General features: G+C 62.5%; 19 protein-coding genes. 13 read left to right on the top strand and 6 right to left on the bottom strand.

Annotated features, from left to right (window positions below; translation table 11 throughout):
• Nucleotides 1-36: 36 nt before the first annotated feature.
• Nucleotides 37-456 (bottom strand): NINE protein, encoded by a 420-nt coding sequence (locus ACOZJV_RS19910; RefSeq protein WP_078473536.1) that lies wholly within the window; start codon nt 454-456, stop codon nt 37-39.
• Nucleotides 457-706: 250 nt separating this feature from the next.
• On the opposite strand from ACOZJV_RS19910, the gene ACOZJV_RS19905 reads away from it, so the two are divergent.
• Nucleotides 707-1330: a C40 family peptidase gene (locus ACOZJV_RS19905; RefSeq protein ID WP_078473535.1), complete on the top strand. Its 624-nt coding sequence runs from the start codon at nt 707-709 to the stop codon at nt 1328-1330.
• Nucleotides 1331-1447: 117 nt separating this feature from the next.
• Here ACOZJV_RS19905 and ACOZJV_RS19900 read toward each other — a convergent pair whose 3' ends face one another.
• Nucleotides 1448-2482 (bottom strand): type IV pilus twitching motility protein PilT, encoded by a 1035-nt coding sequence (locus tag ACOZJV_RS19900; RefSeq protein WP_421548289.1) that lies wholly within the window; start codon nt 2480-2482, stop codon nt 1448-1450.
• Between the two features lie 57 nt (nt 2483-2539).
• Here ACOZJV_RS19900 and ACOZJV_RS19895 point away from each other — a divergent pair, with 57 nt between their 5' ends.
• The 11 genes from ACOZJV_RS19895 (at nt 2540) to ACOZJV_RS19845 (ending at nt 10198) form a co-directional block, all read left to right on the top strand.
• Nucleotides 2540-3238 (top strand): YggS family pyridoxal phosphate-dependent enzyme, encoded by a 699-nt coding sequence (locus ACOZJV_RS19895; protein WP_201128410.1) that lies wholly within the window; start codon nt 2540-2542, stop codon nt 3236-3238.
• Nucleotides 3239-3271: 33 nt separating this feature from the next.
• Nucleotides 3272-4090, top strand: a complete 819-nt coding sequence (proC, locus tag ACOZJV_RS19890; RefSeq protein WP_201128412.1) for a pyrroline-5-carboxylate reductase — start codon at nt 3272-3274, stop codon at nt 4088-4090.
• Nucleotides 4091-4101: 11 nt separating this feature from the next.
• The gene (locus tag ACOZJV_RS19885) at nt 4102-4692 is read left to right on the top strand and encodes a YggT family protein (protein WP_078473531.1); all 591 of its coding nucleotides are present in this window, start codon (nt 4102-4104) and stop codon (nt 4690-4692) included.
• A 4-nt stretch (nt 4693-4696) separates the two neighbouring features.
• A complete protein-coding gene (locus ACOZJV_RS19880; RefSeq protein ID WP_078473530.1) occupies nt 4697-4990 on the top strand; it encodes a DUF167 domain-containing protein in 294 nt (97 codons plus the stop codon).
• A gap of 259 nt (nt 4991-5249) precedes the next feature.
• Nucleotides 5250-6392 (top strand): homoserine O-succinyltransferase MetX, encoded by a 1143-nt coding sequence (gene metX, locus ACOZJV_RS19875; RefSeq protein ID WP_078473529.1) that lies wholly within the window; start codon nt 5250-5252, stop codon nt 6390-6392.
• A 25-nt stretch (nt 6393-6417) separates the two neighbouring features.
• On the top strand, nt 6418-7038 hold the full coding sequence (gene metW, locus ACOZJV_RS19870) for a methionine biosynthesis protein MetW (protein WP_078473528.1): 621 nt from the start codon (nt 6418-6420) through the stop codon (nt 7036-7038).
• A gap of 26 nt (nt 7039-7064) precedes the next feature.
• Complete coding sequence (locus ACOZJV_RS19865; protein ID WP_020295813.1) at nt 7065-7499, top strand: DUF4426 domain-containing protein; 435 nt, start codon at nt 7065-7067, stop codon at nt 7497-7499.
• Nucleotides 7496-8092, top strand: coding sequence for an RdgB/HAM1 family non-canonical purine NTP pyrophosphatase (gene rdgB / locus ACOZJV_RS19860; RefSeq protein ID WP_201132081.1), 597 nt, complete (start codon nt 7496-7498; stop codon nt 8090-8092). The genes ACOZJV_RS19865 and rdgB overlap by 4 nt, the downstream gene beginning before the upstream one ends.
• Entirely contained in the window at nt 8089-9291 is a 1203-nt protein-coding gene (hemW, locus tag ACOZJV_RS19855; RefSeq protein ID WP_421548288.1) for a radical SAM family heme chaperone HemW, read from the top strand. Before rdgB ends, hemW begins: the two co-directional genes overlap by 4 nt.
• A gap of 9 nt (nt 9292-9300) precedes the next feature.
• The gene (locus tag ACOZJV_RS19850) at nt 9301-9624 is read left to right on the top strand and encodes a DUF3392 domain-containing protein (protein WP_020295816.1); all 324 of its coding nucleotides are present in this window, start codon (nt 9301-9303) and stop codon (nt 9622-9624) included.
• A gap of 25 nt (nt 9625-9649) precedes the next feature.
• On the top strand, nt 9650-10198 hold the full coding sequence (locus ACOZJV_RS19845) for an RNA 2'-phosphotransferase (protein WP_421548287.1): 549 nt from the start codon (nt 9650-9652) through the stop codon (nt 10196-10198).
• A 46-nt stretch (nt 10199-10244) separates the two neighbouring features.
• On the opposite strand, the gene trmB is transcribed toward ACOZJV_RS19845, so the two are convergent.
• From trmB to ACOZJV_RS19825, 4 genes are all read right to left on the bottom strand, one after another.
• A complete protein-coding gene (gene trmB, locus ACOZJV_RS19840; protein ID WP_421548286.1) occupies nt 10245-10970 on the bottom strand; it encodes a tRNA (guanosine(46)-N7)-methyltransferase TrmB in 726 nt (241 codons plus the stop codon).
• 9 nt (nt 10971-10979) lie between these two features.
• Nucleotides 10980-11774, bottom strand: a complete 795-nt coding sequence (locus ACOZJV_RS19835) for a thiazole synthase (protein ID WP_078473523.1) — start codon at nt 11772-11774, stop codon at nt 10980-10982.
• A 65-nt stretch (nt 11775-11839) separates the two neighbouring features.
• Nucleotides 11840-12040 carry a sulfur carrier protein ThiS gene (thiS, locus tag ACOZJV_RS19830; RefSeq protein ID WP_020295820.1) on the bottom strand — a complete coding sequence of 67 codons (201 nt, stop codon included), beginning with the start codon at nt 12038-12040 and terminating at the stop codon, nt 11840-11842.
• Between the two features lie 71 nt (nt 12041-12111).
• Nucleotides 12112-12492, bottom strand: a complete 381-nt coding sequence (locus ACOZJV_RS19825; protein WP_421548285.1) for a DUF423 domain-containing protein — start codon at nt 12490-12492, stop codon at nt 12112-12114.
• Between the two features lie 74 nt (nt 12493-12566).
• On the opposite strand from ACOZJV_RS19825, the gene mtgA reads away from it, so the two are divergent.
• On the top strand, nt 12567-13289 hold the full coding sequence (mtgA, locus tag ACOZJV_RS19820) for a monofunctional biosynthetic peptidoglycan transglycosylase (RefSeq protein ID WP_020295822.1): 723 nt from the start codon (nt 12567-12569) through the stop codon (nt 13287-13289).
• Nucleotides 13290-13319: the final 30 nt, after the last annotated feature.

The raw sequence follows: 13319 nt of genomic DNA, 5'->3' as shown, positions 1-13319 counted from the left end.
CAGCGGCTACAGGTTGTAGCCGCTGTTTGAGTCAGGTTAACGCCGCTTGGCGTTTTCCAGGGAGACCTGATCGTTCAGGGTCCAGAAGTCGTAGAGCACACCCAGGAAGAACAGCCCGCCTGTCAGCAGGTACAACAGGCCACTGATCCATTTGCCCTGGTACATGCGGTGCACGCCAAACACCCCGAGAAAGGTCAGCAGCACCCAGGCCACGCTGTATTCGACCGGGCCGGCGGTAAACCGCAGGTCCGCTTCACGGTCCATGGCCGGAATCAGGAACAGGTCGATCAGCCAGCCAATCCCCAATAAGCCCAAGGTGAAAAACCAGATCGTACCGGTCACCGGCTTGCCGTAATAAAAGCGGTGCGCACCGGTAAAACCGAAAATCCACAACAGATAACCAATCACCTTGCTGTGGGTGTCCTGCGGTGAAACATCCTGACGATAGGTGTTCATTGATGACCTCATTCCACGCAATAGATAAATATTCTTTAATTCTTTGTGACTTTTTTACAGGCTGCCGACGTATGGGAAATGTTAAAGTCCCTCCCGCCAAAGCCCCGTACCGCCTGAGTTCTGACGGACAATTGCGTCAATTTGCCGCTACTTTGCAGAAGTTGACCTCCAGGTTGAATCGACAAACGGCCTCGGAACAGACAAAAAAGCTGTTATAAAGTTGCGCGCTAACCCATAAGAGCCTTGCCTAATGCGTCCATTTTTCAAGACATGGCTAACCATTTGCCTATTAATGCCACTGGCCGCCCACGCCACCAACCGTGAGCAACGTCTTCCCAACATTAACGGTTACACCCCGAAATCCCATGTTTCGCCGGTAACCGCCAAGAACAAGCAAAGCATCAAGGGCCCGACTCACCTGAGCAAGGCCGACAGCAAGCTGGTCCCGCAAATGGCGACCAAGCAGAGCAGCAACGTACTGAGTCGCGCCGTCAACGTCCTGGGTACTCCCTATCGTTGGGGCGGCAGCAGCCCAAGTAAAGGCTTCGATTGCAGCGGGCTGGTGAAATACGCGTTTAATGATGTGGCAGCGGTGGATCTGCCTCGCACGTCCAATGCCATGGCCAGCGGCCACGGGCAGAAGGTCGAGCGCAAGGACCTCAAGCCGGGCGACCTGCTGTTTTTCAACATCAAGAGCCGCAAGGTCAACCACGTTGCCATCTACCTGGGCAATGACCGCTTTATCCACGCCCCGCGCCGTGGCAAGGCCGTGTCGATCGACACCCTGAAAAAGCCGTACTGGGATAACCACTACGTGGTTGCCAAGCGCGTCCTGCCTAAAGAGCAGAATGCACTGCGTGTGGTTCAGCGCTGACCGCCAGCCCGAACGCAACACCTCTATCGCCGGCAAGCCGGCCCCTACAGGTCTCATGGCCTTGTCGGGGTCGCCTTGCCGGCGATGGCGTTTCTGGCGCCGCACAAAATCCCTCGCTCACAGCCCCTGCGGCGTCCGGGCCTTCTCCCGAGCATGTTCCGGGCTGATCAGCCCCGCACTCAGCAGCGCCTTCAAGCTCATGTCCAGGGTGCGCATGCCCACCGCGCCGCCGGTCTGGATCGCCGAATACATCTGCGCCACCTTGTCTTCGCGGATCAGGTTACGGATCGCCGGGCTGCCGAGCATGATTTCGTGCGCTGCCACCCGCCCACCGCCGATGCGCTTGACCAGCACCTGGGCGATCACCGCCTGCAGCGACTCGGCCAACATCGAACGCACCAGGGCCTTCTCCTGAGCCGGAAACACGTCCACCAGCCGATCAATGCTTTTCGCCGCCGAGGTGGCGTGCAGGGTGCCGAACACCAGGTGCCCGGTCTCTGCGGCGGTCAATGCCAGGCGAATGGTTTCCAGGTCCCGCAGCTCGCCCACCAGGATCACATCCGGGTCTTCGCGCAGGGCCGCGCGCAACGCCGCGGCAAAACTTCGGGTATCACGCAGGACTTCGCGCTGGTTGATCAGGCACTGCCTGGGCGAATGGATGAACTCGATGGGGTCTTCGATGGTGAGAATGTGTTGTTGGCGGTGTTGATTGAGGTGGTCGATCATCGCTGCCAGGGTGGTGGACTTGCCGGACCCGGTTGGCCCCGTTACCAGCACCAGGCCATGGGGTACGGCGGTAATCTGGCGAAACACTTCGCCCATCCCCAACTGCTCCATACTCGGCACCTGCGCGGGAATGGCGCGCAAGACCCCGGCAGCGCCGCGGCTTTGATGGAAGGCATTCACCCGAAAACGCCCGATTCCCGGCAGTTCGTAGGAAAAATCCAGGTCAAGGGTTGCCGCGAATTCCGCCCGCTGCGCCTCGCTCATCAGCCCCTGGAGCGCGGCCTGCACCTGCTGCGGCTCAAGCACCGCCATCTCGCTGCGGACAATCTCGCCATCAACCCGCAGCATCGGCGGCAAACCTGCGCTAAGGTGCAAGTCCGACGCGCCCTGTGCAACGCACAAGGCCAGCAACTCAGGGATGTCCATAGTGCTTCCCAATTCCAGTAGAATGCCGCAACCCCAAGACCCGCTGGCGCACATTGAATGTCCACGATAGCAGACAACATCGCACTGGTCGGCGCGCGGATCCGCGCTGCGGCGCAGGCTTCGCAACGAGATGTAAACAGCATTCACCTGCTCGCCGTGAGCAAGACCAAACCCGCCGCTGCCCTGCGTGAAGCCCACGCTGCCGGCTTGCGCGACTTCGGCGAGAACTACCTGCAGGAAGCCCTGGGCAAACAGCTCGAACTGGCCGACCTGCCCTTGTGTTGGCACTTCATCGGCCCCATTCAATCGAACAAGACGCGACCTATCGCTGAACATTTCGACTGGGTGCACTCCGTGGATCGCCTGAAAATCGCACAACGCCTGTCCGAGCAACGCCCTGAACACCTGCCGCCGTTGAATATCTGCATTCAGGTCAACGTCAGCGGCGAGGCCAGCAAGTCCGGTTGCACCCCAGCCGATCTGCCGGCCCTGGCCAGCGCCATCAGCGCCCTGCCGCGCCTGCAACTGCGCGGGCTGATGGCGATACCCGAGCCGACCGAAGATCGTGCCGCCCAGGATGCTGCCTTTGCTGCCGTGCAGGCACTGAACAACAACCTGCAACAGCGTTTGAATCTGCCGCTCGACACACTTTCCATGGGCATGAGCCACGACCTCGAAGCGGCCATCGCCCAAGGCGCCACCTGGGTGCGGATCGGTACCGCGCTGTTTGGTGCCCGCGACTATGGCCAGCCCTGACGTGGCTGACTTACCTCTCTATAAGGACCTGACATGAGCAAGACTCGTATCGCCTTTATCGGCGCCGGCAACATGGCTGCCAGCTTGATTGGGGGCCTGCGCGCCAAGGGCCTGGACGCCGCGCAGATCCGCGCCAGCGACCCGGGGGCCGAAACCCGGGCCCGGGTCCAGGCTGAACACGGCATTGAGGTGTTCGCCGACAACGCCGAGGCCATCCAGGGCGCCGACGTCATCGTCCTGGCGGTCAAGCCCCAGGCCATGAAGGCCGTATGCGAGGCCTTGCGCCCAAGCCTTCACGCTTCGCAACTGGTGGTTTCAATCGCCGCCGGCATCACCTGCGCCAGCATGAACAACTGGCTCGGCGCCCAGCCCATCGTGCGCTGTATGCCCAACACGCCGGCGCTGCTGCGCCAGGGCGTCAGCGGCCTGTTCGCCACCGCCCAGGTGAGCGCCGAACAGCGCCAGCAGGCCCAAGAGCTGCTGTCGGCCGTCGGCATTGCCCTGTGGCTTGATGAAGAACAGCAACTGGACGCGGTGACCGCGGTGTCCGGCAGTGGGCCGGCGTACTTCTTCCTGCTGATCGAAGCCATGACCGCCGCCGGCGAGAAGCTCGGCCTGCCTCGGGAAATTGCCGCCAAGCTGACCCTGCAAACCGCCCTGGGCGCCGCGCACATGGCCGTCTCCAGCGAGGTCGATGCCGCCGAGCTGCGCCGCCGTGTCACCTCGCCGGCCGGCACCACTGAAGCCGCCATCAAATCGTTCCAGGCCGGGGGCTTCGAAGCCCTGGTGGAAAAAGCACTGGGTGCCGCCGCGCACCGCTCGGCCGAAATGGCCGAACAACTGGGCCAATAAAGGAGCCACTGATGATTGGATTGAATACTGCAGCGGTGTATGTGCTGCAAACCCTTGGCAGCCTGTACCTGCTGGTCGTGCTGCTGCGTTTTGTGCTGCAACTGGTCCGCGCCAACTTCTACAACCCGTTGTGCCAGTTCATCGTGCGCGCCACCCAGCCGTTGCTCAAGCCGCTGCGCCGGATCATCCCGAGCCTGTTTGGGCTGGACATGTCGTCGCTGGTACTGGCGATCATCGTGCAACTGGCACTGATGGCGCTGACCCTGCTGCTGACCTACGGCACCACTGGCAACCCGCTGCAACTGCTGATCTGGTCGATCATTGGCGTGACCGCGCTGTTTTTGAAGATCTTCTTCTTCGCCCTGATCATCAGCGTGATCCTGTCGTGGGTCGCTCCGGGCAGCCATAACCCGGGTGCTGAACTGGTGAACCAGATCTGCGAGCCGGCCCTGGCGCCGTTCCGCAAGATCCTGCCGAGCATGGGCGGCCTGGATATCTCGCCGATCCTGGCGTTCATGGTGCTCAAGCTGCTGGACATGCTGGTGATCAACAACCTGGCGGCGATGACCATGATGCCGGACATCCTGCGCCTGCTGATCTGACCCGGTGAGCTACTTTCGCTGGGACGGTGACGACCTGATTCTGGAGTGCCACTTGCAACCTGCGGCCCGCAGCGATGACTTCGCCGGGCTGCATGGTGACCGGCTGAAAATCCGCCTGACCGCGCCGCCCGTCGAGGGCAAGGCCAACGCCTACCTGATGGCGTTCCTAGCCAAGGCGTTCGGCGTCTCGAAAAGCCAGGTCAGCCTGATCAGCGGCGAGCTGAACCGGCAAAAGCGGGTCCGGATCAACGCCCCCAAAAAGCTCCCGGACCTGCCCGACCTGACCCGCCCGACCTGATCTGTACGGTTTCTGCGCAGCACCCTCGATTCCGGCGTCCACACCTGTAGCCGTTGCCAAGCCCGCGAGACTGCGCTGGCCCGCACCAACACCCTCAATTTGCCAGACACACCCGCGACACCAGTTACAGCCAGCGCCCGATCCCGGCCCGAGCCTTCGGCAGGGGCTACAACGCACGAAATAATCAGGCCCGGCCTTTGCTTGCCGCTGGGGGCAGCGGTCTTTAGACTTACGCCTCATTTAAATGAGAGCAGGGTCGATGCCAACTGCCTTTCCCCCCGATTCCGTTGGTCTGATCACGCCGCAACTGGCGCACTTCAGCGATCCCCTGGCCCTGGCCTGCGGTCGCTCGCTGCCGGCTTATGACCTGATCTTCGAAACCTATGGCGAACTGAACGCCACGGCCAGCAATGCCGTGCTGATCTGCCATGCCCTGTCCGGCCATCATCACGCTGCTGGCTTTCACAGCGCCGAAGACCGTAAGCCGGGCTGGTGGGACAGCTGCATCGGCCCCGGCAAGCCCATCGACACCAACAAGTTCTTCGTGGTCAGCCTGAACAACCTCGGCGGCTGCAACGGCTCCACCGGCCCCAGCAGCATCAACCCGGAAACCGGCAAGCCCTTCGGTGCCGACTTCCCGGTACTGACCGTGGAAGACTGGGTACACAGCCAGGCCCGGCTGGCCGACCGTCTCGGCATCCAGCAATGGGCCGCCGTGATCGGCGGCAGCCTGGGCGGCATGCAGGCCCTGCAATGGACCATCACCTACCCGGATCGGGTACGCCACTGCCTGGCGATCGCCTCGGCGCCCAAGTTGTCGGCGCAGAATATTGCCTTCAACGAAGTGGCGCGCCAGGCGATCCTCACCGACCCCGAATTCCACGGCGGATCGTTCCAGGAACACGGGGTGATCCCCAAGCGCGGCCTGATGCTGGCGCGCATGGTCGGGCACATCACTTACCTGTCCGACGACTCCATGGGCGAAAAATTCGGCCGTGGCCTGAAGAGCGAAAAGCTCAACTACGACTTCCACAGTGTCGAGTTCCAGGTCGAAAGCTACCTGCGCTACCAGGGCGAGGAGTTCTCCGGACGCTTCGACGCCAACACCTATCTGTTGATGACCAAGGCGCTGGACTACTTCGATCCTGCGGCGAACTTCGACGATAACCTGGCGAAAACCTTCGCCAACGCCACCGCCAAGTTCTGCGTGATGTCCTTCACCACCGACTGGCGCTTCTCCCCGGCCCGCTCCCGGGAATTGGTGGACGCGTTGATGGCGGCGAAAAAAGACGTCTGCTACCTGGAAATCGATGCGCCCCAGGGCCACGACGCCTTCTTGATCCCGATCCCGCGTTACTTGCAGGCCTTCAGCAACTACATGAATCGGATTGCGCTTATATGAGCCGCTATCACTTGGGGAGGACGGCATGAGAGCCGATCTGGAAATCATCCAGGAATGGATCCCCGCCGGCAGCCGCGTGCTCGACCTCGGCTGCGGCGACGGCGAACTGCTGACCTGGCTGCGCGACCACAAGCAAGTCACCGGCTACGGCCTGGAAAACGACCCGGACAACATTGCCCAGTGCGTGGCCAAGGGCATCAACGTCATCGAGCAGGACCTGGACAAGGGCCTGGGCAACTTCGCCAGCAACAGCTTCGACGTAGTGGTCATGACCCAGGCCCTGCAGGCCGTGCACTACCCGGACCGGATCCTCGACGAAATGCTCAGGGTCGGCCGCCAGTGCATCATCACCTTCCCCAACTTCGGCCACTGGCGCTGCCGCTGGTACCTGGCGAGCAAAGGCCGGATGCCGGTGTCCGAGTTCCTGCCCTACACCTGGTACAACACGCCGAACATTCACTTCTGCACCTTCGAGGATTTCGAAGAGCTGTGCCGTGAACGCGAAGCCCGGGTCATCGATCGGCTTGCCGTCGATCAACAACACCGCCATGGGTGGGCCAGTAAGCTATGGCCTAATCTCTTAGGAGAGATCGGCATCTACCGCGTCAGCAGTCCGGGGCTTGCGGACCACAAGGTCGCGGTTTAATCCACGTCACAGCAAGGAGAACGATCATGGGTCGCTTGGTTACTTTTCTATTGGCCGCCTGCCTGAGCTTCACCGCCGTGGGCGCCGAGGCCATCAAGGGCGAGCGCAAGGAAGTCTTCGGTGACGTCACCGTGCACTACAACACGTTCAACTCGACCTACCTGCAACCGGACATCGCCAAAAGCGCGGAGCTGATCCGCAGCAAGAACCAGGGCGTGATCAACGTTTCCGTGATCAAGGCCGGCAAACCGCTGGTCGCCCAGGTCAGTGGCACGGTCAAGGACCTGACCAGCAAGAGCATCCCGCTGAGCTTCAAGCAAATCACCGAACAAGGCGCGATCTACTACATCGCCCAGTTCCCGGTCGAGCAGCAGGAAACCCGAACCTTCACCATCAACGTTCAAACTGGCGGCGACAGCAACAGCTTCAGTTTTAACCAAGAGCTTTTCCCGGGCGAATAATGAACCTCACGCAACTCGTACTGGCCAGCCATAACGCCGGCAAACTCAAGGAACTGCAGGCCATGCTCGGCGCATCGGTGCAATTGCGCTCGATCGGCGAGTTCAGCAGCATCGAGCCGGAAGAAACCGGTTTGTCGTTCGTCGAGAACGCCATTCTCAAGGCACGCAATGCCGCGCGTATTTCCGGCCTGCCGGCCCTGGCCGACGATTCGGGCCTGGCGGTGGACTTCCTCGGCGGCGCACCGGGCATCTACTCGGCGCGCTATGCCGATGGCCAAGGCGACGCGGCGAACAACGCCAAGCTGCTCGAGGCTCTCAAGGATGTCCCCGAGGAACAGCGCGGCGCGCAGTTCGTCTGCGTCCTGGCGCTGGTGCGGCATGCCGACGACCCGCTGCCGATCCTCTGCGAAGGCCTGTGGCACGGGAGCATCCTGCATGCGGCCAGCGGCGAGCACGGTTTTGGCTACGATCCGCTGTTCTGGGTCCCGGAGCGCAAGTGCTCCAGCGCCGAACTGAGCCCGGGCGACAAGAACCAGATCAGCCACCGCGCCCGTGCAATGGATCTGCTGCGCCAGCGTCTGGGCCTGAAATGACCCCACAGACACCCGCGCAGCCGCTGATTCTCGGCACTGCGCCCACGCCTCGGGCGGCCCTTCCCCTGTTGCCGCCCCTGGCGCTGTACATCCACATCCCGTGGTGTGTACGCAAATGCCCGTATTGCGACTTCAACTCCCACACCGCCAGCCCCGTGCTGCCGGAAGAAGAGTACGTCGACGCCCTGCTGGCCGACCTCGACCAGGACCTGCACGCCGTCTACGGCCGCGAGCTGAGTTCGATCTTCTTTGGCGGCGGCACGCCGAGCCTGTTCAGCGCCGCAGCCCTGGGCCGCTTGCTCAAGGGGGTGGAGCAGCGCATCCGCTTTGCCGCCGATATCGAAATCACCCTGGAAGCCAACCCCGGGACCTTCGAGCAGGACAAGTTCATCGCCTACCGCGCCCTGGGCATCAATCGGCTGTCGATCGGCATCCAGAGCTTCGAGGAGGCCAAGCTCAAGGCCCTGGGACGGATCCACAACGGCGCCGAAGCGATCCGCGCCGCCGATATGGCACGCCTGGCCGGCTTCGACAACTTCAACCTGGACCTGATGCACGGCTTGCCCGATCAGTCCCTGGACGATGCCCTGGGCGACCTGCGCCAGGCCATCGCCATGCAGCCGACCCACCTGTCCTGGTACCAGCTGACCCTGGAACCCAACACCGTATTCTGGAACCAGCCACCCGTGCTGCCAGAAGACGACACCCTGTGGGATATCCAGGAAGCCGGCCAGGCCTTGCTCGCCGAGCATGGCTACGCCCAGTACGAAGTCTCGGCCTACGCCCAGCCGGGCCGCGCAGCGCGGCATAACCTGAACTACTGGAGCTTCGGCGACTTCATCGGCATCGGCGCCGGCGCCCACGGCAAGCTCAGCCACCCGGACGGGCGCATCGTGCGCACCTGGAAAACCCGCCTGCCCAAGGACTACCTGAACCCGGCCAAACAGTTCAAGGCCGGCGACAAACTCCTGGCCAACGAGGAGCTGCCGTTCGAGTTCTTGATGAATGCCCTGCGCCTGACCCAGGGCGTCGATGCAGCGCTCTATGCGCAGCGCACCGGGCTCAGCCTGGAAAGCCTCGCCGACGCCCGGCGCCAGGCAGAACAAAGTGGCTTGTTGCAGGTCGAACCGTCACGCCTGGCGGCAACCGCCCGCGGACAACTCTTCCTCAATGACTTGCTGCAATACTTTCTGACTTAAGGAAACCCCATGGATCTGGTACTCGATCTGCTCGCCACGGTGTCCCGCTGGAGTCGCAGCAACCTCTCGGAAATCGCCCTGGCACTGGTGGGCTGCCTGCTGGTGCTGTTTGGCGCCGACATCAAGGGCTGGGTCGAGCAACGCCTGGGCGGCCTGGCCGGCGCCCTGCGTGTGCCATTGATGGCCCTGCTGTGCATGATCGGCAGCGGCCTGGCGCTGATCTACGCCACGCCCTGGATCATTCGCGGCCTGAGTCAATTCAACAATTACAGCCTGGCGCCGGTGCTGCTGGTGGTGCTGGTGCTGATCGGGGTGGTGGCGGATCGCCGCTGAGCCGGGTTCGCAAACAAGGATGAATATGAGCAAGAAAGTCATCGATGAAACCAGCAAGTTTCTCAGCTACGTGCTGCGCCATGAGCCCCAGGCCATAGGACTTGAACTGGACACTGAAGGCTGGGGCGATATCGACGCACTGATCAGCGGCGCGGCCCGGGACGGGCGGCAACTGAGCCGGGAACTGATCGCGCAGGTGGTCGACAGCAACGACAAGAAGCGCTTTTCCCTGTCGGCCGATGGCCAGCGCATCCGCGCCGTCCAAGGCCACTCCAACAAAGACGTGCATCTGCAGCTCGAAGCCAGACAGCCACCCGCGATCCTCTACCACGGCACTGCCACGCGGTTCATGGAGTCGATCAATGAGAAGGGGCTGATCCCGGGTTCACGTCATCACGTGCACCTGTCTCAGGATCTGGAAACCGCCAGCGCAGTGGGCCAGCGTTACGGCAAGGTGGTGATTTTGCAGATTGCCGCGCAAGACATGCAGGCCCAGGGCTTCACGTTCTATCAGGCGGAGAATGGGGTGTGGCTGACCGAGCAGGTGCCGGTGAGCTTTATCAAACCCCTGTAGGAAAGCGGCTCCCTTGTGGCAAGGGAGCCTGATCCACTCAAGCTGTTCAGTTCAGCTTTTCAAACTTCAGATCCCACACCCCATGCCCCAGGCGCTCGCCGCGGCGTTCGAACTTGGTGATCGGGCGTTCGGCCGGGCGCGGCACGCATTTGCCGTCTTCGGCCAGATTGCGGTAGCCCGGCGCGACGTCCATCACTTCCAGCATGTACTCGGCGTAGGGTTCCCAGTCGGTGGCCATGTGCAGGATGCCGCCCACCTTGAGCTTGCTGCGCACCAGCTCCGCGAACGAGGCCTGGACGATGCGCCGCTTGTGATGGCGGCTCTTGTGCCACGGATCTGGGAAAAACAGCATCAGGCGATCGAGGCTGTTGTCGGCGATGCAGCGGTTGAGCACTTCGATCGCGTCGCAATCGTAGACCCGCAGGTTGGTCAAGCCTTGAGTCAGCACGCCATTGAGCAACGCACCGACACCCGGACGGTGCACCTCGACGCCAATGAAGTCCTGCTCTGGCGAGGCGGCAGCCATTTCCAGCAGCGAGTGGCCCATGCCGAAGCCGATTTCCAGGGAGCGCGGCGCGGAGCGGCCGAACACCTGGTCGAAGTCCACCGGCGCATCGGCCAGGGGCAGCACAAACAGCGGCGTGCCCTGTTCCAGGCCTTTCTGCTGGCCTTCGGTCATGCGCCCGGCGCGCATCACGAAGCTCTTGATGCGGCGGTGTTGGCGTTCTTCGCCTTCTTGCGGCTGGATAGGCGTGTCGTTTGATTCAGTCATCAATGGCTCTTACTTGATCAGACCATCCAGCGGCGAGGAGGCGCTGGCATAGAGTTTCTTCGGCATGCGACCGGCGAGGTACGCCAGGCGGCCCGCGACAATCGCGTGTTTCATGGCTTCGGCCATCAGGATCGGCTGTTGCGCGTGGGCGATGGCCGAGTTCATCAGCACCGCCTCGCAGCCCAGTTCCATGGCGATGGTGGCGTCGGAAGCGGTGCCGACGCCGGCATCCACCAGCACCGGAACCTTGGCTTCTTCGAGGATGATCTGCAGGTTGTACGGGTTGCAGATCCCCAGGCCGGTGCCGATCAGGCCCGCCAGCGGCATGACCGCGATGCAGCCCATTTCCGCCAGCTGGCGGGCGATGATCGGGTCATCGCTGGTGTAGACCATCACGTCGAACCCTTCCTTGACCAGCACTTCGGCGGCCTTGAGGGTTTCCAGGACGTTGGGGAACAGGGTCTTCTGGTCGGCCAGGACTTCGAGCTTCACCAGGTTGTGGCCGTCGAGCAGCTCACGGGCCAGACGGCAGGTGCGCACCGCTTCAACCGCGTCATAGCAACCGGCGGTATTGGGCAGGATGGTGTAGCGATCCGGCGGCAGGATATCCAGCAGGTTCGGCTCACCCGGATTTTGCCCGATGTTGGTACGACGCACGGCAACGGTGACGATCTCGGCGCCCGAGGCCTCGATGGCCAGGCGGGTTTCTTCCATGTCACGGTACTTGCCGGTGCCTACCAGCAGTCGCGACTGGTAGGTACGACCGGCCAGGACGAAGGGCTTGTCACTGCGAACATTGCTCATCGGAAATCCTCTGTTGGGGTGAGGTTCTTGCAGAATTCTGGGGTGCGCGGGTCGGACCTTAACGGCTAGCCGCCGCCAATGGCGTGCACCACTTCGACCTGATCGCCTTCATTGAGGGAGGTCTCGGCGTGCTGGCTGCGCGGAACGATGTCCTGGTTGAGTTCGACCGCAATCCGGCGTCCGGTCAGGTCCAGACGGGTCAGCAGGGCCGCGACGGTTGCACCGTCGGGCAATTCAAAGGGCTCACCGTTCAACTGAATGCGCATGCTCAAGGCCGCCATCATTTTTAGGGGCCAGCATTCTAGCCCGATCGAGCCCCAAAGGTCAGCTACAAGCGTCAGACGGCAAGCTGCATGCGCCAGGCGGCAAGGCCGAGGAAAAACCAGCCCAGCAGGAAGGCCAGGCCGCCAAACGGGGTAATGATTCCCAGCTTGCTGACGCCGGTCAGGGTCAGCAGATACAGGCTGCCGGAGAACAGCAAAATGCCGACCACGAACGAGATTCCGGCCCAGCTCACCAGGCGCCCGGGAATATGCGCGGCCAGCAGGGCCACGCCGAACAGGGCCAGGGTATGCACCAGTTGGTAAGTGACGCCGGTGTGGAAAATCGCCAGGTAGTCGGCACTCAGGCGGTTTTTCAGGCCGTGGGCGGCAAAGGCGCCAAGGGCGACCCCGGTAAAGCCGAAAAAGGCAGCCAGCATCAGGAAGCCACGCAGCATGAGGAACTCCAGTCAGAATCATCGGGCAGGGTCTGTATAATGGCCCGCTCAACGGGTTCGGCCAAGCCATCTCTATGCTGCGTTTACTTTTCCGTCGCGTCACAAAAGCCCTGCTCTGGTTCGCAGGCGGCAGCGTTCTGCTGGTGCTGGTATTTCGCGTGGTGCCGCCCCCCGGCACGGCGCTGATGATCGAGCGCAAGATCGAATCCTGGGTCGACGGCGAGCCCATCGACCTGCAACGCACCTGGAAACCCTGGGCCGAGATCTCCGACGACCTCAAGGTGGCGGTCATTGCCGGTGAGGACCAGAAGTTCTCCGAGCACTGGGGTTTCGATATCGGCGCCATTCAGGCGGCGTTCGCCCATAACGAACGGGGCGGCTCGATTCGCGGTGCCAGCACCTTGAGCCAGCAGGTGTCGAAGAACCTGTTTCTGTGGTCCGGGCGCAGCTGGCTGCGCAAGGGGCTGGAAGCCTGGTTTACCGGGCTGATCGAGATTTTCTGGCCCAAGCAGCGCATTCTCGAGGTGTACCTCAATAGCGTGGAGTGGGATGAAGGTGTGTTCGGCGCTGAAGCCGCGGCGCGTCATCACTTCGGCATCGGCGCAGGTTCGCTGTCACGCCAGCAGGCCAGCCTGCTGGCCGCTGTGCTGCCCAACCCGCGAGTCTGGAGCGCCAGTCACCCGACCACTTATGTGTCGCAGCGCGCAGGCTGGATTCGCCGGCAGATGAGCCAACTGGGCGGCGTCGATTACCTCAACGGCCTCAACACCACGCGCAAGGCGCCCTGGGAGCAGTAACCCAAGGCCATGAGGATGACCCTCGCCCAC

It is taken from the genome of Pseudomonas sp. QD4 (assembly GCF_049199125.1).
Classification (GTDB): Bacteria; Pseudomonadota; Gammaproteobacteria; order Pseudomonadales; family Pseudomonadaceae; genus Aquipseudomonas.
The sequence above is the reverse complement of the archived record's forward strand: the minus strand, read 5'-3'. Positions and strand labels throughout refer to the sequence as shown.